This window comes from Pectinatus frisingensis (assembly GCF_015732285.1).
In the GTDB taxonomy this organism is placed as follows: Bacteria; Bacillota; Negativicutes; order Selenomonadales; family Selenomonadaceae; genus Pectinatus; species Pectinatus frisingensis.
In genome coordinates, this window is the sequence record NZ_WIQU01000040.1 from 19,586 (window position 1) to 41,183 (window position 21,598).

At 36.9% G+C, this 21,598-nt stretch carries 20 protein-coding genes; 8 read left to right on the forward strand and 12 right to left on the reverse strand.

The annotated features are described in order from the left end of the window. Window positions 1–237: 237 nt before the first annotated feature. From I6751_RS06915 to I6751_RS06935, 5 genes are all read right to left on the reverse strand, one after another. Window positions 238–2,880, reverse strand: coding sequence for a DNA-directed RNA polymerase (locus I6751_RS06915; protein ID WP_196599052.1), 2,643 nt, complete (start codon window positions 2,878–2,880; stop codon window positions 238–240). A gap of 291 nt (window positions 2,881–3,171) precedes the next feature. After that, window positions 3,172–3,423, reverse strand: a complete 252-nt coding sequence (locus tag I6751_RS06920) for a hypothetical protein (RefSeq protein ID WP_196599053.1) — start codon at window positions 3,421–3,423, stop codon at window positions 3,172–3,174. A gap of 156 nt (window positions 3,424–3,579) precedes the next feature. Continuing rightward, window positions 3,580–4,209: a SprT-like domain-containing protein gene (locus I6751_RS06925; protein ID WP_196599054.1), complete on the reverse strand. Its 630-nt coding sequence runs from the start codon at window positions 4,207–4,209 to the stop codon at window positions 3,580–3,582. Between the two features lie 97 nt (window positions 4,210–4,306). Then, window positions 4,307–4,816: an antirestriction protein ArdA gene (locus tag I6751_RS06930; protein WP_196599055.1), complete on the reverse strand. Its 510-nt coding sequence runs from the start codon at window positions 4,814–4,816 to the stop codon at window positions 4,307–4,309. A 283-nt stretch (window positions 4,817–5,099) separates the two neighbouring features. Further along, window positions 5,100–5,357, reverse strand: coding sequence for a hypothetical protein (locus I6751_RS06935; RefSeq protein ID WP_196599056.1), 258 nt, complete (start codon window positions 5,355–5,357; stop codon window positions 5,100–5,102). 333 nt (window positions 5,358–5,690) lie between these two features. Here I6751_RS06935 and I6751_RS06940 point away from each other — a divergent pair, with 333 nt between their 5' ends. Next, window positions 5,691–5,846, forward strand: a complete 156-nt coding sequence (locus I6751_RS06940) for a type II toxin-antitoxin system RelB/DinJ family antitoxin (protein WP_196599057.1) — start codon at window positions 5,691–5,693, stop codon at window positions 5,844–5,846. A 221-nt stretch (window positions 5,847–6,067) separates the two neighbouring features. On the opposite strand, the gene I6751_RS06945 is transcribed toward I6751_RS06940, so the two are convergent. Continuing rightward, on the reverse strand, window positions 6,068–6,283 hold the full coding sequence (locus I6751_RS06945; RefSeq protein WP_196599058.1) for a hypothetical protein: 216 nt from the start codon (window positions 6,281–6,283) through the stop codon (window positions 6,068–6,070). 609 nt (window positions 6,284–6,892) lie between these two features. On the opposite strand from I6751_RS06945, the gene I6751_RS14005 reads away from it, so the two are divergent. Then, on the forward strand, window positions 6,893–7,651 hold the full coding sequence (locus I6751_RS14005; protein ID WP_196599059.1) for a tyrosine-type recombinase/integrase: 759 nt from the start codon (window positions 6,893–6,895) through the stop codon (window positions 7,649–7,651). Between the two features lie 62 nt (window positions 7,652–7,713). Then, window positions 7,714–8,019 carry a tyrosine-type recombinase/integrase gene (locus I6751_RS14095; protein ID WP_196599060.1) on the forward strand — a complete coding sequence of 102 codons (306 nt, stop codon included), beginning with the start codon at window positions 7,714–7,716 and terminating at the stop codon, window positions 8,017–8,019. 144 nt (window positions 8,020–8,163) lie between these two features. Here the strand turns inward: I6751_RS14095 and I6751_RS06960 are convergent, their stop codons facing one another. After that, window positions 8,164–8,850, reverse strand: coding sequence for a hypothetical protein (locus tag I6751_RS06960; protein ID WP_196599061.1), 687 nt, complete (start codon window positions 8,848–8,850; stop codon window positions 8,164–8,166). Window positions 8,851–9,158: 308 nt separating this feature from the next. Here I6751_RS06960 and I6751_RS06965 point away from each other — a divergent pair, with 308 nt between their 5' ends. The 5 genes from I6751_RS06965 (at window position 9,159) to nrdG (ending at window position 14,556) form a co-directional block, all read left to right on the forward strand. Further along, complete coding sequence (locus I6751_RS06965) at window positions 9,159–10,463, forward strand: NCS2 family permease (RefSeq protein ID WP_182187146.1); 1,305 nt, start codon at window positions 9,159–9,161, stop codon at window positions 10,461–10,463. A gap of 17 nt (window positions 10,464–10,480) precedes the next feature. Continuing rightward, the gene (locus I6751_RS06970) at window positions 10,481–11,215 is read left to right on the forward strand and encodes a glucosaminidase domain-containing protein (RefSeq protein ID WP_229711359.1); all 735 of its coding nucleotides are present in this window, start codon (window positions 10,481–10,483) and stop codon (window positions 11,213–11,215) included. Between the two features lie 272 nt (window positions 11,216–11,487). Continuing rightward, complete coding sequence (locus tag I6751_RS06975) at window positions 11,488–13,758, forward strand: anaerobic ribonucleoside triphosphate reductase (RefSeq protein WP_196590805.1); 2,271 nt, start codon at window positions 11,488–11,490, stop codon at window positions 13,756–13,758. Between the two features lie 29 nt (window positions 13,759–13,787). Continuing rightward, complete coding sequence (gene nrdD, locus I6751_RS06980) at window positions 13,788–14,072, forward strand: anaerobic ribonucleoside-triphosphate reductase (protein ID WP_182187142.1); 285 nt, start codon at window positions 13,788–13,790, stop codon at window positions 14,070–14,072. After that, window positions 14,059–14,556 carry an anaerobic ribonucleoside-triphosphate reductase activating protein gene (gene nrdG, locus I6751_RS06985; protein WP_196590804.1) on the forward strand — a complete coding sequence of 166 codons (498 nt, stop codon included), beginning with the start codon at window positions 14,059–14,061 and terminating at the stop codon, window positions 14,554–14,556. Before nrdD ends, nrdG begins: the two co-directional genes overlap by 14 nt. Window positions 14,557–14,610: 54 nt before the next feature. On the opposite strand, the gene I6751_RS06990 is transcribed toward nrdG, so the two are convergent. The 5 genes from I6751_RS06990 to pth form a co-directional block, all read right to left on the reverse strand. Then, the gene (locus I6751_RS06990; RefSeq protein ID WP_196590803.1) at window positions 14,611–17,355 is read right to left on the reverse strand and encodes an AAA family ATPase; all 2,745 of its coding nucleotides are present in this window, start codon (window positions 17,353–17,355) and stop codon (window positions 14,611–14,613) included. Further along, on the reverse strand, window positions 17,355–18,488 hold the full coding sequence (locus I6751_RS06995) for an exonuclease SbcCD subunit D (protein WP_196590802.1): 1,134 nt from the start codon (window positions 18,486–18,488) through the stop codon (window positions 17,355–17,357). Before I6751_RS06995 ends, I6751_RS06990 begins: the two co-directional genes overlap by 1 nt. A gap of 147 nt (window positions 18,489–18,635) precedes the next feature. Then, window positions 18,636–19,523: a CheR family methyltransferase gene (locus I6751_RS07000; protein WP_182187136.1), complete on the reverse strand. Its 888-nt coding sequence runs from the start codon at window positions 19,521–19,523 to the stop codon at window positions 18,636–18,638. An 88-nt stretch (window positions 19,524–19,611) separates the two neighbouring features. Continuing rightward, window positions 19,612–20,850 (reverse strand): radical SAM protein, encoded by a 1,239-nt coding sequence (locus tag I6751_RS07005; protein ID WP_196590801.1) that lies wholly within the window; start codon window positions 20,848–20,850, stop codon window positions 19,612–19,614. Further along, a complete protein-coding gene (gene pth, locus I6751_RS07010) occupies window positions 20,843–21,466 on the reverse strand; it encodes an aminoacyl-tRNA hydrolase (protein WP_196590800.1) in 624 nt (207 codons plus the stop codon). Before pth ends, I6751_RS07005 begins: the two co-directional genes overlap by 8 nt. Window positions 21,467–21,598 lie beyond the last annotated feature (132 nt).

Here is a 21,598-nt window from a genome sequence, read left to right on the forward strand (position 1 = left end):
TAACAGCAAGGCTTTAAGACACATAAAAATTTAAGGTTTTAAAAGACAAATAAAGAGTTTACTACTATAGCTATTTACTTTAGTAAACCTTTAGTAATACTAAAGATATAAATAATAAATAGTTATAATAGTGAAACTAAAAGAGGAACCCTTAGCTATCTTAAAGATAACTAAAAGTTCCTTTATGTTTCTCTCTCTGTATTGTGTTCCACCTAAAAGTTAAACTTTGTGTTCCACTTAGGCAAAACAAAAATCACTATTGGCTATGTTGTCAATATTTAAGTTTCCAAACTTAGGCAGCTCAGGGATTTCAGCATCATCAGCTATAAGATACTTAACGTCATTCAAAAAATTTTCTAAATGGTTCTGGTCTTTATATAAGCCAATAAATTCTTGCCTTATAGTCTTATATAAACTTCCTGCATGAGCTATATCAGTACCAAAGGAATCATGTATCATAGCAAAATTTCTATTACCTAATTTATGTTCAGCCACAACCACTCTTTGTAAATGACAAGCATCCATGCTGTGTATAAAGTTAGGACTGATACCATTCTTTTGACCTCTAATATTGATATTGCCTGTAGATTCATTAGTATAAAAGCGTACCCTAGCACTGTTAAATCTTAATTGTACTTTCTTTTCTTCTTCTACCATATAATTTTGCTGAATTGGTAAACCATTTGGTGTACACCACGTAACAACTTTACTATTGCTGCATATGAGACCTGCTATTTGTTGAAGCCATTCCATACCTTCTACAGCCTTAACAACTGTTGTAACAACTGCATCCCATATAAGACCTACCATGTAAACCGCAGCCTGATTTTTGTTTAAAAAAGGTGAATCCTCTGGATGGTCTAAGACAAAAGGTTTTATAATATCTTCTAAAATATTTTCTTTAAAACCATATTGTCTACTGCCATAAGCTAAAGTCATGACAGACCTCTTGCAAACCTTGCGTGTTATGCCTTTTTGTCCAAACTTCATGTCATTAAAGGTAGTCCAATTAAGAGCTAGTGTTTTTGTACCATATTTAATGTTTTTATTCGCTTGTAGCTTGCCATCTTTAGTAGGCTTTAGTTCATCCTCAGTACCACTTATAGCGTCCTTAAGCAACACCTTGTTAACCTTTTCAGCTACAATAGAATAAATATCCTGCACTGTGTCAGAAGGTATCAAATTGACAGCCTTACCGCCTATTTCATCCCTTAAGAGAGCCGAAAAGTGCTGCAAGCCTGAACAAGTGCCATCAAAAGCTAGTGCCAAGCCTGACTTAAAGCCAACACAAGAATTATTATGGGTAGACATATAAGTTTTAAGTTTCTTCCATTCAAAACAAAAGGCTAGAAATTCCATAGGATAGTCACCTTTAGAGACTTCATACCACCATTGGTATCCTAAAGCATCCTCAGCACTATTGATAATGTTGTCTGTGTTGTCCTCTACCCACTTGACTCTATCAGCAAAGTTTATTTTGTCATTACCTGCAAGGTTTGCGCCATGTATAGCCATCCACTTATAATCATCTTTATGCTGACATTCAGAAGGTTCAGCAAACAGCAGCAAAGACTTGCTTATATCGTCACCTTGTGGACTTAAAGCTGTCGGAATTGGGTAGCAGCGTCCTCTATAATCCATGTTCCAAGGAAAGTAAATTTTGTCATATGCAGCAAACTTTTCAGCGGTCTTAAGTGCCATTAAGAGACGTAGAGCGTGACTTTTTCGTACTTCTTCTTGCTTATAGATTGCTACAAGGTGCTTTTTGTGTTCCTTAATTTCTTCTTCCGTTGCTGTGTCTGGTGCCTTTGAGATAGTAAAAGGTTCTGTTTGAGGTAAACCACCCAAGTTACCACCACTTGCATATATGTCTTTCATGACTTGCAAAATGTCCTTATTGATGATAAAAGGTGTATCCTGCATAGCATTAAGGGCATCATAGACATTAGATAAATCAACTGTTTCAAGCTTCTTTTGATATTTTGAAGTAAATATATTATCACTACCAAATTTCAGTCTTAAAAGTTTAATTAGAAGCATAGACTCACCATAATAAGCACCTTCTGTCGGACTTGTCCAGTGTTTAGGTGGTATGATAGTAGGCTTGTAATGTATAGCATTTTCAAGTAGATGATTTTCATTACTGAACCAAGCCTTTTCAAACCATTCAGTCATAGCAAGACAAGTTATTTTCTTTTCATTCCTTAATCTTTTAACAGTCTTGAAATATCCGCTGCCTTTAATAATACTTTCTAAAATTTTAGCACCTAACATTTGTGCTTCTTGTCTGCTCCATGTAATACGTGTATAACCTTCTTTGTTCATACGATTTACTGCATAAACAATCTTATAAGACTCTTGTACACGTTGAGAAATACCTTTTTCCATGCTTGATTTAAGCCATTTTAAATCAGTGCCCTTATTAGCTTGCTCCCATTGATAAAAAGCTTCTATATCAGCTTCAGCCTTTATATGACTACCAATAAAAAAGGCTATTTCAGAAACAGAATTTTCAGTAGTAAAAATCTTGTTTACGCTTACTGACAAGCCAATTAAAGTAATTAATTCTTCTAATTTGTCCTCTTGTTCTCTATAGATAGATATTAAATCTTTCATAGGCTTTACATAATAACCTTGTGTAGTTTTCTTTGGCTTTTGTACGTCTGTTATAAGTGCCTTAATGTTATCCCTACAAGAATCCCAAGCATATTTAGCAAATTTTTCGCCTAAATTGCTTTGTCCTGCTGTGCCCTCTCTTTTAGCCTTTTCTAATGATAAACGCAAGCTATTTTCAGCTTCTTTTTTACACTCTGATTCAAGCTCTAATTGTTTATAGAATAAGTCTCCATATTGATTAATATACTTGTCATAATTAAACATTTGTAAACCCCCATAAATTCATCTCTGTATTGTGTGCCACCTAAAAAAGGTCAAAAATATAGCAGCTAAGACATAACAGCCTTAACTGCTTGTTTGCTTTTTAGAAATGTGCCTTATGCTATTTGAAAATTCTGTAACTTGCTTCACCTCTCATACATATACATGACTTCACTTGCTCTATTTACTACTTGATGGACTTAATAAAATGTCCATTTCCATCATAAAGCAAAATCTTTTTATTACGTGATACGCATAAGACCAATAAATTTAGCAATAGTTTCTTCATTTTCTTCAATCCTCTCTAATCAACTTGTAGCCTTTATTGCCAAAAAACTCTTTGTAACCATTGATAGCTTGTGTGGTGCTTGAAGTGAACCAACCGCTATGTGTGACACTAAAAGTTTTCTTGTTATCATCTACACAACAAATATCAGTGCCATAATATGTAAAACTTCTGTGTCCATAGATTCCTACAAAAACAGCATGGTTGCCTACTGTTTTAGACTTGTTAGCTGCTGTCAGCTTTTCGATATATTTACGCATAATTTAAAACACCTCTCATATAATATAGTTGTCATATTCCAATAAATGCTTATTTTAAGGCTTGTAAGACAAAGGAAGTTGATATTAGACATTAAGACTATAAGAGCTTGTCTTTCCTCTGTCTTACTCGCTTTTTTGTAATGCACATTACAATTCTTAAATCATAAATTCGTTACATTCAGCACACTTGATATTTAAACCTGCTGCACCTGTAACAAATGCGCCACATATCGGACAGGTATATTTGACTTTATGACTTGCTTTTTTGACTTTTTTCTTTTCTGAACCTAACAAGCCTTTACAAGTGAACGGCAAGTATAATCCTTCTGGCATCTTGTTGAACGCTTTTATAAATCTACCATCTTTAGCCACATAATGAGTCATAGATTGACCAGTACGCTTACCACCTTCAACGCCTGTATTACTGCATATCAAGCCAACTAACTCCATTTTGTCGGCAAACTCTTTATTGTGATAGCAACGTCTGGGCGGTTTGCCTGATGTTTCCTGCCATAGATGGCACATTTCATGAACCAAAGTAGAAAAAAATTGTTCGCTAGAGCGTTTGGACATATAATCAGGATTCATGCTAATTTCATGAGCTTGCTTGCTGCTGTCCTTACTGTCAGACCATTGAGAAGGTACAAAGAAGCCTAAAGCCTTGCTTTTACGGCTAAAGGTCAAGATAACTTCTGGCAAGCTACCAGCAAATAAAGCCTTGTTGTAGTACGTAAAAGCATCTTGCAATGCCCCATACTGCGCCGTTGTGATTGTTTGTTGTTCCATGATTGTAATTACCTCACTTGTGTTTTATTTTTAGAGGTGCTTATTGTCCTCTATAGTGCCCACAAGCGAACTTGCAAGCACCTACAAGACAATAAAGTTAATAACGTTCTATATAGCCATTTTCTGTGTATGTTCCGTCCATGCTTGCATCCCGTCCGATAGCTTCATAGTCCAAATAGTTTTCTAAAGCTTCTGGCACTTCAACACCAAACAAACCTTCATCAACTAAATAGTGCCCTAATTCGTCATCATCTGATATACCAAGATAAAATCCGTAATCTTCTTTTTGCATAGCTTCAAGTGCATCAGATAGACCCCACGCTTCACAAGCTGCATTGAAGGCTTCGTGGTCACAATCCTCAATACTGTTAATTTGTTCCGCTATGTCATCTAAATGCTGTAAACTTTCATATTCGCTAATTTTCAACCCCTTAATATCTGTTTCATAATCGGTAATAAAAAAATCTTCATAGCCTGTATTGTCAGCAACACCAATACTTTTTAGTTCTTCTTGCCAGTCTGGCTGTTCTAAGACATCAATCCACTTGCCAACTAATTCACCTTCGTTATACTTGCCTAAATTCGTTAAATAAATTTTTAATTCCATGATAATTACCTGCCTTTTTAAATTTAGTAGGACGCTTGTTGTCCTCTATGGTGCCTATTAGCGTACTAATAGACACTTACAAGACAATAAATCACTTACTTATCATACGTACACCAAACATGGTAAATACTTTTGATTTTTTATATTCAACTTGCTTCATTGTTGAGGTGTTAAGTTGTAATCTTTTGACTTCATTTTCTGTAAATAATTCGTTCTTGATAGAATATAGTGACCTATTGATTTTTACGTTGTCTTTTTGTGCTTGATAGTATTTCATGATTGATTATTCTTCCTCTCTCTGATATGCTTGTTCTTCCGCATCTTGCAAGGCTTCAATTTTTCTAAATCTCTCTTTTATGATTTCTCTAGCTGTTATAATTCCCGCCAAATAACCTTCTTGAAACTTGCCAGCACCTTCTAAGATTGCGCTTGCTGTTTCACTGTGTAGAATTGATAACTCAATATCTACCAGCCCTAAAGCTCTATGCTGTGCCCTAAGTTCTAACCATTTTTTAAAGTGTTCGTTGTCTTTAAGTGCCATTGTTGTTTACCTCTTTCGTTTTATTTAGTTGTTTGTGTTCCCATTGTCATCACGTTCTATGGTGAGCGTGTGCCCCGTTGCCCTGTTGGCAATTACAAGAATATCATGTTTGTGTTCCCGTTGTCAACACTTTTTAATAAAATAATTTAAATAGTTTTTGAGAGTAGATATATAAAATGGCTGAATGTCAAGAACCGCAAGGCTTTTCAGATTTCAAAATAAGTTAAAATCAAGGTAAAATTTCTAGATCAGAGTTAAAATAATTATTGTGATGACATATAAATTAATATGTGTTATAATCTCATTGAGAACACATATAAAGAAGGTGAGTAAATGGACGATAAGCAATTAAAAAATAAATATATTCATGTGAGAATAGAAGAAAACTTCAAGAATGACATAACAGCATTAGCTAAAAAATATGGCATGAATATATCAGATTTAATTAATGTTTTATTACATCAGTGGTATGTAGACAAAACAAAATAAATAAAAAGCCTACTTCAAGTTATCTTAAAGATATCTAAAGTAGGCTTTATGTTTAATGTTTCTTATTCTTTTTATGACATACAAAATACCTTCAATGATAGCAGCAAACAATAAACCACTAATAAAGACCAAAATAAATAATATTTTCCCTTTAAACGCCTTATGACAAATAAAATAAATTAACCATAAAATCACCTAAACAAACAACTAAATCCAATTAATTAACCTCTTTCATCATTTTTAATATGTATTAATATATAAAAGATAATAAATAATATAGACATCATAATAACAGGCATTGCATAATGAGTAATATTTTCTTCGCTTAAGGCAACTAAAAGACCAGATAGCACCCATAAGACACCTAAAGCAGCTAAAAGCCATTTAAGACCTTCTTTATCTATAATTAATTTTATATTATGTCTACCTCTTTTCATTCTTTAAGTTAACTTTAAGTAGTTTCTAGTTAACCTAACATTATTAGATTTATTTCAGATTTAAATATAACATAAGCAGGATATTTAAGCAACTACAAGATATAGTATGTATTACTTAAAGTTGCCTACAAGATATTGTGGTTCTAAAGATTAAAACAGATAGGTCTATTTTGACACACTAGCACACTAAATTATAATTGTTGACACACTACATACAATTAGTATACTTTGACCTTTTGACCTTTATAAAACTACAGGTACTTTAAGCAACACAGAGCATACTTAGCTATTTTAATAGCATAAAATAATTTCATGAAGAACCTATAGCACTCTTTAAGCACCTAAAAGCATATTGACATAGTAACTATAAGTATTGTAATATTATTCATGATAATATATATATATGTCTTATCTTATAGCTATTTTAATAGCATATACTAGCTTTAAGACACTTAAGTATAGTTTAAGCAGGACTTTAGGTATCTAGTAGTATATATAAGTGTTCTATAAGTCAACGGAAAGTGGGCAATGGGGGATTCGGTGCAGCCGTCTGGCATATATATGGACGTAAATTTATTTTCAAAATTTTAAGTTTAGGAGTGATTATCTATGGCAAAGACAAAAGGTGGACACAGGAGACCTAAAGGTGAAGGCTCAATCCAAGTTATGCCTAATGGGAACTATAAGATGACTATAAGTATCGGAGTAGGTCTTGATGGTAAGCAAAAGCGTAAAAGTATCACAGCAAGCTCCAAACCAATATTGATGTCTAAAGTAGCAAAACTCAGAGTATCTTTAGGACAAGACATTCAACACTCTAGTACCCCAAAGCTCTTTAAGGATGTAGCTAAACAGTGGCTAGAATCCAAAGAAGGTATGGTGTCAACAAATAGTTATATCAGTTATACTACCACTTATAAATCCTTCTTTTACCTTTTTGATTCTTATAGGATAGACAAGATTACCTCAGATATTATAGATGAAGCTCTTATGAGCGTTAAGGGAACTAAAAGTAACCGTAGACCATCTGTAGGCACACTCATAGGTTACAAAAGGGTCTTAGGTGTCTTTTTCAATTATGCTGTAGACAAACAGTATATAGCAACATCACCTATGAAAAGGACTATGACGTTCTCTAAAAGGAAGCAAAAGGTTGACCTAGTGATTCCTACTAAAGAGGAACTTAAAGGTATACTACAAGATGCCAAGAAGTTTGATAAGGAGACAAAAGATTACACATTACAAATATATCCCTTATTTCTATTAGCTACTGCCACAGGGATGAGGTTAGGTGAAATGTTAAACCTAAGACATTCAGATATAGACATGAATACAAATACCATATTTATTAAGCACAAACTACTTTAGATGGTGCTGACCAACCTTTAAAGACTGAAAGTTCTCAACGAAAGATTTATGTCAACCCAAAGGTGCTTAAAGTTCTCTCTGGTGACACTGAGTTTCTTTTTAATATCAGAGGAAAACATGCTAAATATCAAGTTGCTGCCACATATCTTCATAGGTACTTTGAGGATGCTAAGGTTCCTGAAAGGTTCACAATGCACTCCTTTAGACACTATCATGCTACGGAACTCTTATTAAATAAAATTGGGGTCAAAGAAGTAAGCAAGAGATTAGGACATAGTGACATCCAAACTACTTTAAATCTTTATGCTCACTGGATTCCAGAAATGGACACTGAAGCTGCTAGAGTGATAGATGATAGCTATATTTAGCTGGTGCTTATATGGTGCTTATATGGTGCTTATACACTAATTATGTCATTCAAATCTAAAAATAAGACCCATAGGATAAAACCCTTAACGCTTTGTTGTTATTGGTTTTATCCTATGGGTCTTAGAGTTTCTAAAGACTATAAATTATATCAAGGATTTATTTTGCGTATTTGTTTTTTCGTAACTTTTAATGATTTTTTGAACCTTTTGCTGTTCGGTATGGGATGTTTTCACAGTGGAAATAGTTGATTGTTCTTTTGACTGGGAATTGTTCCATAAACCAGCGGCTTTTAATTCTGCGGGACTAATCTGATCACGTTGTCTGCTCAACAATTCCTGCCTATGATCATTGGCATACGCAATTATTGATTCATAAAAAGTTCGATCCAAATTTTTGGCGGACATTTTATCAATACTGTCAACCCGGTTGGAATTGAATGTTGATATAGGGCTCCACCAGATGTTAAGGTATTCGTCAGAGACATAAGTTACTATACGAGCCTTGGTGTCGATATGTAATATACCCGCATAGCCCCACAAATTATCGAATCCGCTGAGGTCCTCATCATTCCAGCGTCGTTTTTCTACGACATCCTGCATTTCTATCCAGTCGTATTGTTCTAAAATTGGAACTTCCAGAATATTGGTATCAGCTAAACCGTCATTGCCGACGGCATACTTCATTTCTGCTTTGTTGAAATAGTACCCGATGCGCGGTGAAGCCTGAACCCATTGGTAAATATCATCCGGTATTGGCTGTGCCGCTGCTGTCGTCAGGCTGTTTCCCAATATAAAGAGAAATGCCATCCAAAAGCTAATTATTTTATACACCTTTTTTACATACCTCCTAATAATTGACCTGCTGTTATTATAGCATATTATTATTTTTTGAAAACCGGCGGATGAGATTAAATGCAAAACCACAATAAATATAAACATATTTTGCGCAATGACAATAAATTATTTTATATACTGCTATAAAACTTAATAAGTTAATATATAATGATGATAAAAATAAATAAAATTAAGTATTGGAGAAAACTATCCGTACAGCTGCCTTGCTTAATTAGTTTCATTTTAGTACAATTATAAAGTCAATATAGTTAATGTATATTATCATTTTAGGGGGTAGATCTTTAATGTCTTTGAATGAAAAATTCAAATTCAGTGAACGTAATACTACATTGGGCACGGAAATCATTGCCGGTATTACTACTTTTGTAACGATGTCTTACATAGTTATTGTAAATCCTAGTGTTTTGAATAAAGCCGGCATGGATTTTAACGGAGTGTTTATAGCTACTATCCTGGCTGCTGTGATTGGTACGCTGATAATGGGATTGGTGGCGAACTATCCTATTGCCATAGCACCGGGGCTGGGTATGAACGCGTATTTTGCTTTCGTTATCGTTCTTGGAATGGGTATCCCATGGCAGTCGGCATTGGGCAGTGTTTTTATAGCATCAGTAGTTTTCCTGCTGCTGTCGCTTACTAGTTTTCGGGAAGCATTAATAGATGCTATCCCCACTTCATTAAAAGCAGGGATAAGTGCAGGTATTGGATTATTTATTGCTTTTATCGGGATGCAGAATGCCCATCTGGTAGCGCCGTCACCGGCAACTATAATAACATTGGGAAATTTTTCCGAACCGGTTGCTTATATGACTCTTTTAGGGCTTTTTATAACGATAGTTTTACTTGTTAACGAAGTACCGGCGGCAATATTTTTAGGAATGGTGATAACTGCGGTAGTTTCGTTTCTCATGGGGTTTATTCCTTTGCCGTCAGCTGTTTTTAGCATGCCGACAGGACTTGAAAATACATTTATGCAGATGGACTTGGCCGATGCGTTTTCACCTAATTTGTTCGCTATAATATTTACTTTTTTCCTGGTTACATTATTTGATACTACGGGTACGATGATTGGCGTCGCCAGTCAGGCCGGACTTATGAAAAATGGCAAATTTCCCAATGTCAGAAGTGCACTTATGGCAGATGCTGTTGCCAGTACCTGTGGATCACTGTTAGGAACTTCGCCAACCTCGGCATATGTCGAATCCGGGTCAGGGGTAGCAGCCGGTGGTCGTACAGGATTTACTTCAGTGGTAGTGGCAGTATTATTTTGCTTCATGTTGTTTTTGGCACCGATAGCCCAAGTGTTGGCTGCTGTACCGGCAGTGACGTCACCGGCATTGATTGTTGTCGGTTTTTTAATGATGGGCAGTCTTAACCAGATTGATTGGCATAATGTGGAAGAATCATTGCCGGCATTTTTTGTTTTGTTCTGGATGCCTTTATCTTATAGTATAACCAATGGTGTCGGTGCCGGGCTTATCAGTTATCCACTGATTAAAATATTCCGTGGTAAATTCCGTCAGGTTCATCCGCTTTTATATATTTTTATGGTATTGTTCATAATACAGTTTATTATGATGAATCATTGATTAAGGAGCGAGTCCTATTGTTTAGAGTTAAAATTTACTGGTTAAATGTATTGATATTAAGTATGATTTTATTTGTAACTGCTGCATCAAATACTTGTTTGGCAAAAAGCCTTCCCCGTGAGCACGATAAGAATGTTATTATGCGGGTGAACAATGCTGCATCACATAAAATATTTTCCGATAAGATACAGCAAATACTGACCGATTATAATAAACCGGAAAAAATTAAGCCGCAAATTTATACATCACCGGATTCGATTATGGGGACGGCTACAGCCACACCTGAACAATGTGTACGTTATTTGCTGCGGGTAAATCCTAATCCGTCGATTTCAGTTTCACCTCAGGAACTGGTCTCTTATTATTATCAGGAAGGTAGTCGTGAGGGTGTGCGCCCAGACGTCGCATTTGCACAAGCTTTGGTTGAAACTGGATTTTTTCGTTATGGCGGCACGGTAACACCGGATCAAAATAATTACTGTGGCTTGGGCACTACAAGTACCATCGTCAAGGGGGCTTATTTCCCTACCTCCGAGTTAGGCGTCAGAGCTCATATTCAACATTTACTGGCATATGCTTCAACAAATGTTCCCAAAGAGCCAATAATTGATCCGCGTTATTCATTGGTGCGGTCGATTTATCAAACAGGTACCCTGAAAACGTGGCAGGATTTAAATGGCCGCTGGGCTGTACCGGGAGATATTTATGGGCAGAATATATTACGCATATATCAGGCTATTTTGAACTCATAAACAATAATATATATATAATTATAAATACCGTTAAGTGAGAATTGATCCTTAACGGTATTTTGTCTGTTAAAAAAATATTTGTATAGATAAAAATTTATTTATAGTACTAAAACTACGATTTTATTTGGCATGCTGATTAAGATACGCAGTTTTCTTATTAACTATATACCTACTATATGTTGTATGTAGCATTGACATAAACTTCTATATATAGTAAAATCTGATTATTATTTGAGAAATGTGTTTTATCTCAGGAGGGTGGACGAAACAAAATGATCCTGCAATCCAGACAATCCATAAAAAAACGCAATGGAGAAATTGCTGCCTTTGATTCGCAGAAAATAGCCAATGCAATAAAAAAAGCTAATTTGGAATCAGTTGATGATACTTTTTCATCCGATATGCTGGCAACACTGACAAACGGTGTAATCAAAGAAATGGAAAATATTCCGGTTCCCACTGTTGAACAAATACAAGATGCCGTTGAACGTGTGCTTATTGCAAACAATATGGCCAGCACGGCTAAAGCTTATATTCTTTATCGAGCGGAACATACAAAAATACGTGAAGCAAAAGTTGATTTGATGGACATATATGATGAATTGACTTTTAAACAGGCAAAAGACGCTGATTTAAAAAGAGAAAACGCCAATATTGATGCCGATACAGCAATGGGGACGATGCTGAAATACGGATCGGAAGGTTCAAAGTATTTTATTGACAATTACATACTTCCAAAGGATATAGCTGCAGCTCATATCGATGGTGACATTCACATCCATGATAAAGATTTTTATATGCTGACTGAAACGTGCTGTCAGATTGATTTGCTGAAATTATTTCATGATGGTTTTTCTACAGGGCACGGGGCCTTACGTGAACCTAATGACATAAGATCTTATGCGGCATTGGCTTGTATAGCTATTCAGGCTAATCAAAATGAAATGCATGGAGGGCAGTCTGTTCCCAATTTTGATTATTCAATGGCACCCGGAGTACAAAAAACTTTTAAAAAGCAGTATTTAAAGGCACTTGCTCAATATTTTACAATTACAGTAAATTTGTCTGGTAAAGCAGCACGGGCTCTGGTATTAGAAATTTCAGATAATATTACGACAACGATAGGTATGAATAATGCGTCGGAACTGGGTAAGGCGATATCTGAATATTTTGCTGTACGGCAAAATATAATTGAGGGACAAAATATTTCTGGTCATGCCGTTCAAGCGGCACACGCCTATGCGGAACAGACTGCCTTGCATGAAACGGACGCAGCAACTTATCAGGCTATGGAAGCATTTATTCATAATTTGAATACGATGAATTCCCGGGCCGGAGCACAGGTACCTTTTAGTTCAGTTAATTATGGTACGGATGTTTCACCTGAAGGACGGATGGCTATAAAAAATCTTTTACTGGCCACTGCAGATGGTTTAGGGAAAAATGAGACCCCAATTTTTCCGGTACAGATATTTAAGGTCAAAGAGGGTGTGAATTACAATCCGGGTGAACCTAATTATGATCTTTTTCAATTAGCAATAAAAACATCAGCAAAACGATTGTTTCCTAACTTTAGTTTCCTTGATGCTCCGTTTAATAAAAAATATTATAAACAGGGAGATTATAATACTGAGGTAGCCTACATGGGCTGCCGTACAAGAGTCATGGGCAATATTTATGATCCGGCGCGTGAAGTTACCTGCGGACGCGGTAATTTAAGTTTCACCAGTATAAATTTACCGCGCCTGGGTATTGAAGCTCAAGGTGATGTAAATAAATTTTATCACGAACTTGATGGGATGATTGATTTGGTTATCAGGCAGCTGTTGCATAGATTCAAGGTGCAGGCAGCTAAATATGGCCGTAATTATCCATTTTTAATGGGGGAACATATTTGGCTCGATTCGGATAGAATCTGTGCTGAAGATAAGATTGGGGAGATTTTAAAACATGGTACATTAACAGTGGGGTTTATCGGTCTGGCGGAAACGTTAAAAGCTCTTATTGGTCAGCATCATGGCGAAAGTGAAAGAGCACAAAAATTTGGACTGGCAATAGTCGGGCATATGCGAAAACGAATGGACGAAGAATCTCTGCGCACTAAGCTTAATTTTTCTTTGATAGCAACACCGGCAGAAGGTCTCAGTGGACGATTTGTTAAGATAGATGCCAAACGTTATGGAAAAATACCGGGAGTGACAGATCGTGCTTATTATACCAATTCATTTCATGTACCGGTTTATTATCCGATAAGTGCTTATAAGAAGATCCAGTTGGAAGCGCCCTATCATGCATTGACAAATGGCGGACATATAAGTTATGTAGAAATGGACGGGGATCCGCTGAAAAATCTTAAAGCTTTTGAATCAATTATCCGTTGTATGCATGACAGCGGCATTGGATATGGTTCAGTGAACCATCCGGTAGATCGTGATCCGGTTTGTGGATATACGGGGATTATTGACAATGTTTGTCCTAAGTGCGGACGTACAGAAGAAGAACACATGCATCATGTTGTTTTGCCGCGCATGCAGTGTCATTGAAATTTATAAAAGTTAAGGGGAGTGGATTTATGTTTGTAAAGGGAATTGAAGTGTCCGTGAACGGACTGGCAGATGTTTCGCTGGATGAAGTGATAAATTATATCAATCTGATAGAGAAACGCACAACAAAAAGATTACAGTATTTAAATCTTTCCGATGCCGGAAATGGCAGCGTGGCTATTGACTACAGGCTTCAGCCAGCAAGCTTTGAGCGTATTCGCCGCATTACCGGATATTTGGTAGGTACTACAGATCGTTTTAATAATGCTAAGCGGGCTGAAGAACATGACCGTGTTAAACATGGACTTAATTAAAGTAGCTGGGGTTGTCAATGATTCAGTTGTCGATGGTGAAGGGTATCGTTTTACTATTTTTACACAAGGATGTCCGCATGACTGTCCGGGATGTCATAATCCACAGACCCATGACCGCAATGGCGGCAGATTAATGACTGTGGATGAATTGCTGGGACTCATTCGGCAAAATCCGCTGCTGTCAGGGGTGACTTTTAGTGGCGGAGAACCATTTATGCAGCCTGGGCCACTTGCTTTATTGGGTCAAAAAGTTCATGCCTGTGGACTGGATATAACTACTTATACGGGTTATACCTTAGAACAGCTGCAGTTAATGGAAAATAAGCATGTAGGTGGATTGCTCGCTGTAACTGATGTATTGATAGACGGTCCTTTTGTTGCAGCGAAGCGTGATTTGACATTGCAGTTTCGGGGCAGCAGCAATCAGCGCATTATTGATATGAATGAAACCCGTAAAAAAGGATTTGTCGTATTAAAAAATTGATATTATAAAATATAGTGGCCGGGAATTATTGATTAATTCCCGGCCACTATATTTTTAAGTAATTATTTCCACATGGCTGCCACCGTGTGGTGTTTTAGTGACTATAATTTGTTTATCGATACGTTGCTTGAGTTCTGTTACATGTGAAATTATGCCGATTAATTTATTACCTTCAGTGAGGGTATGCAAAACATTTATGGCATGCTCCAATGATTCTTCATCCAATGAGCCAAATCCCTCGTCGACAAACATTGTATCGAGTTTTATACCGCCGGCTGCAGATTGTATTTCATCTGATAATCCTAAAGCCAATGATAATGATGCCTTAAAAGATTCACCACCGGATAAGGTTTTTATACTTCGTTCAGTGCCGTTATAATGATCGATAACATCAAGCTCAAGGCCACTTTGACTACGCATATTGTTTGCGGATAAACGTCTCTTGAGTTCGTATTGACCAGCGCTCATCATCATGAAGCGGGTGTTGGCGCGGGCAATTATTCGGTCAAAGTAATGCATTTGGATATATGTCTCCAATGTTACTTTTTCTTTGCCTGTCTGCGTGCCGTTGACCGTTTGTGCCAAGTCGCGCTGCCAGCGATAATTTTCTGATAACCTTTCATAGGCAGATTTTTTTTCATTTATATTATTCAAAGTTTTTTGGTTATTGGTAAATCGCAAAGTAAGTCTATTTTGCTGCTGTATCAAAAGATTTTTTTGTCCGGTAAGGGTTTCCTGCACTTTTTGTAGTTGGTCAATATCGATATCGGTGGTGTTTTTTAGCTGAGTGGTCAATGCGGCTAGTTTAGCTTTTTCATTATTAATAAAAGTGTTTTTGTCGATAAGTTCAGTTTGGCTGTCATGCAGATTTTTTTCCAGATTTTTGCTGTAATTTTCCTTTTGCTGTAGTATGTGCAGAGCTGTTATTTTGTCTTTATATGTAAGCTGAGCGGATTTTTCAGCTTTTTTGTTGGCGATATTTTTGATGTTTTCCGTAACGACAGCTAGCTGTTGTTGATTTGACCGTTCTTCCTGGCTAAGGTTATCATATTCTTTTTCCAATGAGGGGATAGTTTTATTTAGGTTTTCTTTGAGGGAAATGGATTTACTGGTAGCAGTCATTTCTGCTTGCACTGACTCAAGATCTTTATCCAATTGGCATTGCAGTAATTGTGCGGCAGAACGTATTTCACTTTTTTCATTGCAATTGAGTAATAAAACAGCTTTTTTAATTATTTCTTTATCTAATGAATTAAATTGTCCCTTTAAATTGCCGGCTTCCATGCTTAATTTGGTAACACAGGAATCTTTTTTCAATTTTTCCTGTTTCAAAAGATTGATTTGTTCTTTGGAGGGAACACAATCCATTGGTTCGGCCGGCTGCGGGTGTAGTTTGGAACCGCATACAGGACAAGGTTGTCCTTCTTTTAAACAGGCAGCTAAAATACCGGCCTGTCCATCAAGATAAAGTTTTTCCAGGCGGTCATACTTTTGATGTAATTGCTGTTGGTTGATTTGTTCTTGCTGATAATTGTGGAGAGCTTTTTTATAGGCAGTAAGCAATTGATTGTATTCAACCATTTTCAGTTGTAATTCCTGCAGTTCTTTCTGTTGGGTGTTTATGTCGGCAAGTAATTTTTTTTGTCGTTCTTGTTTGACAAGTATATCCTCCAGCTGTACTTGTTGAGCTTTAAGTGTAGTTATTTTTGTTGTAAGTCGGGTCAATTGGCTGGTAAGTGCAGTCAGTTTTTGTTGCAGCGTGCTTTTTGCAGTATGGCAGGTATTTTCCTGCAAAATGATTTTGTCCAATTCATCATAAGCAGTGAGTTTATTCTTTATATTGACTATTTCGCTGATATTGCCGGCATAATCGGTTTTATATTTTTGCTGGGCATTATCATAGACCGTTTGTAAATTTTTGACTAAAGGAAGAGTTTTTTTAATGTTTTTTTCGCATAATTTGATTTCTTCCTGAATTTTAATTAGTGAAGCGGCGTAGCCAAGCTGAGAATTGTTCTGGGCAATTTGTTTTTCATTAATATGCAGCTGCTGGTTTACATATTTGAGGGCAGCCGCATCTTTTTCCATATATGGCTGCACAACAACGAGAAATTCATCTATTACGGGAGTTTCAGGTAATATGGTTCCTGGAGGCAATTGCAGGTTGTTTTTGGCATAACCAATATTCATATCCAGATATTCAAGTTCTTTGGCAGTCGTTTCAGCAGATTTTTTAATATTTTCCTGTAGCAGCTGATATAAGTCAGTGTTAAAAATTTTGCGAAATATATCACTACGTTCTTTGGTTGAAGCCAGCAAAAGGCGCAAAAAGTCACCCTGGGCAATCATGGCAATCTGGGTGAACTGTGTTTTATCCAGGCCAATCAAGTTTTCAATGGCTTGTGTCACTTCTTTCAATCCAGTTATTATGCTGCCATCCGGCATTTCCAGATGGGCATTCGGTTTTTCTGAAACCAACTTATCACCGCGTTTAGCGGGACGCTCATATTCTGGATTACGATATAATGAATACTGCTGATGGTTATATGTAAATAATAATTTTACAAATGTTGGTGTCTGGCTATTGGCATATTTGCTGCGAAACATTGTTGATTCGCGTACTGGTCCGCTGGCTTCACCATATAAGGCATAAATGAGTGCATCGAATAATGTCGTTTTTCCGGCACCGGTATCACCACTTATAAGATAAATACCTTTTTCTCCCAATTTAGCAAAATCAATTTCTGTTTCCTCTGCATATGGACCAAATGCGGATATTGTGAGCTTTAATGGACGCATTATTTTGCCTCCCAGATTTGTTTGATTAAGTCATTGGCAAAGTGTTGCTGCTTGCTGCTGAGTGGGTGATTATTTTGCAGTAAATAAAAACTTTCCAAAAGGTCAGCAGGAGATTTGGCGAGGGTAATATCATTATTAATGATAGGATTGTTAGTTCGTGTTTGTGTATTATCATAATTTATTTTCATTATATTGGGATAAATTGTCCGCAGCTTGCCGATGGCATCGGGAATTTCTGTTTCATCAGTGAGTGTTATTGACAGATAATCGTCTACCGGTGTGCCGATATAATTGTTTCTGTTTACCAGTTCAGCATAGCTGCCGCTTATTTCCCGCATGTCGTGCAGAGGAGTAAGCGGTATTAAATTTATGTGCAGATCACCTTTTTCCTTGAGTTCAACGATTGTAAGGACTTTTTTGTGGGTAGCTTCAGAAAAAGAATATTTTAAAGGTGTTCCTGCATAGCGTATAGTGTCAAAACCTATCTTTTGTGGTCGGTGGATATGCCCCATGGCGGCATAATCAAACGGGGTTAAAAGATCGGCGGAAATATTATCGAGTCCGCCTACGCAGATTTCCTCCGAATCACTGGTTTTTGCACCGGTGACAAATTGATGGGCAATTATTATATTGCGCAAGCTTTGATCAATGTCCATTTTTTTTACAGCAATGCGGACTGCATCTTCATAAGTATGTATTTCCTCATTTGGCCAAATTTTCTTGGCATGGATTGGTTTAATAAAAGGAAGCATATAAATATTTATTTTACCATACTGATCGTGTAGTTCCAGCGGGAAAGAATCACCGGTGAATGCAGCAGCAATGTATACGTTGCTTTTAACTAGCAGATTGGCTCCAAATGCTAATCTGTCAGCTGAATCGTGGTTGCCGCTGATTATAAAAATCTTAAGGTTTAAGGCTGCCAGGGCAGTTAGAAATTTATCAAATACTCTTACTGCTTCAACCGGCGGCAGCGGTGTATCATAAATATCACCGGCAATGAATATAGCATCCGGGTTATTGTCAGTAATCATTTTCAAAATTTGGGTTAAAATATATTTTTGATCATCAAGCAGAGAAAAACCGTTTAGACGTTTGCCAATATGCAAATCTGCTAAATGAATAAATTTCATGTTTGTCCTCCAATTAAAAAAGAGCTGCCATATAATGGGGCGGCAACTCTGCTTTTTGTAACGACACAATGCCGCTGAATGATACCAAAAATCTTGAAAATAAAATAGTGTTATCATATGATAGAAAATTGGTGGGAATAATTGGGTTCAGCGGTTGCTGGGACGCCGATAAAAGAATGGGCGATAGTTTTCATAACCCATTTCGCGATAATTTAAAACTGCTTCGGTGCCGCCGACAAATAGCATGCCACCTGGTTTCAGTGAATTAAAAAATTGGCGGTATAATGTGTTTTTGGCTTCTTCTGTAAAATAGATAACGACATTACGGCAGAGAATAAGATCAAAATTTGTTTCAAACGGATCTTTTAAAAGATTGTGTCGTTTAAATTCTATTTTTGCTTTTATTTTAGGGTCGATCGTATATTTGTCAGCAGTTGTTTTGGTGAAATATTTTTGTTTTCTGTTTAAAGAGATAGATTTTAATTCATTTTCAGTATAAACACCGGTTTTAGCTTTTTCGAGGATATCGATATCAAGGTCAGAAGCTAGAATGCGATGTTGCACCCCGGGGGTTTTTTCATCTAAAATCATAGCAATGGAATATGGTTCAGCACCTATGGAGCAACCTGCACTCCAAATATTGAGCTTGGAATTTCGGGATAATAATTCGGGAATGACAATGTTTTCTAATTCAGAAAACTTTTCTGGAGTACGGAAAAATTCCGATACATTTATCGTCAGATATTCAATGAATGCGGCGAAAAGATCCCTGTCTTTTTCGACATATTCAAAATAAGACGTAAAACTTTGAAAGCCGTTACGTGTAACAAGATTATTTATACGACGCTTCATTTGGGCTTCTTTATATAAATCAAGATCTATTCCTGTTTTTGTTTTGAGTTTTTGTTTAAATGTACGCCAATCTAGTTCATCCACCTTAATAATCGCTCCTCTTTGGTCATTTTTTATGGTGTAGATGGGTGGACCCCATGTAGTATCTATTTTCAGATTATGGCATATTTTAGCTTTGGCCATACCCATCATCCTCATAATAATTATTATTATAAAACTATTGTAATTTTATCATAATTTGTTTATTAAAGATATAGGTATGAAATGAAAACTATTGAATTCTATAATGGCTGAAACTGCCGATTTGTATTGAAGAAAATTCACCTTTTAAGCCGCCGAAAAACATCTTTGTGCCCAGTGCCGGTTCAAAATCGGGCATGGCAGTGGTGAAGCTGTCAGGATCGATATTTAAATTGCGTACCTGTATCATATCAACAGGGCACTGGCGCAAAAAAGCACGCCAGGCGGCTGCCTCGTTTTTACTGTCGTTAAAACCAGGAAAGTAAAGCATATTTAATGATACATAAACTCCTTTTTTCCTGGCATAATTAATTGAAGCCATGACATCTTTTAAATGGTAATTAGAGCGGTAATATGCCTGATAGTTACTTGGTACGGCACTGATAATACTGACACGCATACTGTTTAAACCGGCATCGGTCAAGCGGGCTATTCCATCGGTGAATCCGGCATTGGAATTTATGTTTATCTGTCCGTTAAATGTTTTGTTTCTGATGATATGCATTGCCGGTACAATCGTATCGACCGCCAATGAAGGTTCACCTTCGCAGCCTTGACCGAAACTTATGATGGCATCAGGGGCAGTCGACAGATGATAGATACCAATTTGGGATATTTCGTCGGGTGTAGGATAAAATTTTATTCTGCTTTGTGGTGATGGACAGCATTCAGCTGCCTGCAATGATATGCAGCCCAGACAGGCAGCATTGCATATCGGTGATACCGGAATACCTGCTTCCCAGCGATGATAAAATAAATTTTGCGCCGTGCAGCAGTGCCATTGCAAGGAGCAGTCTGCTAAGTGATCTACCAGACGATTGTGCGGTAAAGATTGTTTTACTTTGTTGATCAGCTCGGGAAGGTCGGCAGTGTTATAACGGACAGGATCCCATTTATCATTTTTGTCAGTGTATACGGCCGCTGCATATATGTTATTTTTATATAAAGCAACAGCGGTATAACCATAGAGAGGCAGTGGCTGGGCATCATGTTCTTTACGAAAGGCCGGCAGGTAAAGTCTGGTATATCCAACCGGAAGTAATGCTGCTACAGCCTGACCGGATATGGGCATTGTTTCGCCACCTGATTGTCCTAACGGCATACGGTCTGGCAGATACATAAGATCGGCACTTTCCGGTAAAGGTATCAGGTCATGTTTTTTAAGCAATATATTTTTGCTACCGCTTCTGCCCATGGCAGCTATACCCGGGGCATCAAATATTTCTCCATTTTCATCGGCGTAAAGTAATGTTATTTTTTCATTATCCATTGTAAATGGCCTCGTTTGCTGGTTTTACAGGAGCATTTTTATGATGTTTATCCTTGCGGGGGTTGTATTTATTCATGGCGATATCTACAGACTGAGTGATTATGCATTTGACAGCCGGGATTAATTGTTCAATAGCTGTATCAACGGCCGTTTTATCAGCTGGAGAAAATTTTGATAAAACATGGTCGTTTACCCGCCAGTTAGGCAGCGGCCGTCCTATACCAATTCGCACATGGGTAAATTCATTGCTGCCGATGCAGGTAATAATGGATTTTATGCCATTATGACCACCAGAACTACCCTTGGTGCGTATTCTGATCATTCCGGCAGGCAGATCCATATCATCATGTACGACGATAAGGTCCTGCGGTGCGATTTTATACCACTTTAATGCGGGACCCACGGCATTGCCGCTTAAATTCATGAATGTCATTGGTTTGAGCAATAAGACTTTATTCCCACCAATTATAGTTTGCGCCACAATAGCATTGAATTTTTCCTGCCAGCTGTCAACATTAAGAGTCTTAGCCAAGGCATCAATGAACATAAATCCTGCATTGTGTTTCGTATTATTATATTCCTGACCGGGGTTTCCAAGACCCGTAATTATTTTCATTAATGTTTTCCTCCAAAAATCTGATAGTGTCTATTGATGAAACAGTATTATTTGTCATATGTAATTTTTATAAAGCAGGCAAATAAAAAAATAAAAGTTTTCATTATACAATGAAAACTTTTATCTTACTCA

What these genes read in the sequence shown, in the direction of transcription:
- I6751_RS14005 (WP_196599059.1), top strand. Translation starts at nt 6,893, where the DNA reads ATGGCAAAGACAAAAGGTGGACACAGGAGACCTAAAGGTGAAGGCTCA.
- I6751_RS06940 (WP_196599057.1), top strand. Translation starts at nt 5,691, where the DNA reads ATGGACGATAAGCAATTAAAAAATAAATATATTCATGTGAGAATAGAA.
- I6751_RS06935 (WP_196599056.1), bottom strand. Translation starts at nt 5,357, where the DNA reads ATGGCACTTAAAGACAACGAACACTTTAAAAAATGGTTAGAACTTAGG.
- I6751_RS07000 (WP_182187136.1), bottom strand. Translation starts at nt 19,523, where the DNA reads ATGGCCAAAGCTAAAATATGCCATAATCTGAAAATAGATACTACATGG.
- I6751_RS06990 (WP_196590803.1), bottom strand. Translation starts at nt 17,355, where the DNA reads ATGCGTCCATTAAAGCTCACAATATCCGCATTTGGTCCATATGCAGAG.
- I6751_RS06975 (WP_196590805.1), top strand. Translation starts at nt 11,488, where the DNA reads ATGATCCTGCAATCCAGACAATCCATAAAAAAACGCAATGGAGAAATT.
- pth (WP_196590800.1), bottom strand. Translation starts at nt 21,466, where the DNA reads ATGAAAATAATTACGGGTCTTGGAAACCCCGGTCAGGAATATAATAAT.
- I6751_RS06965 (WP_182187146.1), top strand. Translation starts at nt 9,159, where the DNA reads ATGTCTTTGAATGAAAAATTCAAATTCAGTGAACGTAATACTACATTG.
- I6751_RS06920 (WP_196599053.1), bottom strand. Translation starts at nt 3,423, where the DNA reads ATGCGTAAATATATCGAAAAGCTGACAGCAGCTAACAAGTCTAAAACA.
- I6751_RS06945 (WP_196599058.1), bottom strand. Translation starts at nt 6,283, where the DNA reads ATGAAAAGAGGTAGACATAATATAAAATTAATTATAGATAAAGAAGGT.
- I6751_RS06915 (WP_196599052.1), bottom strand. Translation starts at nt 2,880, where the DNA reads ATGTTTAATTATGACAAGTATATTAATCAATATGGAGACTTATTCTAT.
- I6751_RS06995 (WP_196590802.1), bottom strand. Translation starts at nt 18,488, where the DNA reads ATGAAATTTATTCATTTAGCAGATTTGCATATTGGCAAACGTCTAAAC.
- I6751_RS06925 (WP_196599054.1), bottom strand. Translation starts at nt 4,209, where the DNA reads ATGGAACAACAAACAATCACAACGGCGCAGTATGGGGCATTGCAAGAT.
- I6751_RS07005 (WP_196590801.1), bottom strand. Translation starts at nt 20,850, where the DNA reads ATGGATAATGAAAAAATAACATTACTTTACGCCGATGAAAATGGAGAA.
- nrdD (WP_182187142.1), top strand. Translation starts at nt 13,788, where the DNA reads ATGTTTGTAAAGGGAATTGAAGTGTCCGTGAACGGACTGGCAGATGTT.
- I6751_RS06930 (WP_196599055.1), bottom strand. Translation starts at nt 4,816, where the DNA reads ATGGAATTAAAAATTTATTTAACGAATTTAGGCAAGTATAACGAAGGT.
- nrdG (WP_196590804.1), top strand. Translation starts at nt 14,059, where the DNA reads ATGGACTTAATTAAAGTAGCTGGGGTTGTCAATGATTCAGTTGTCGAT.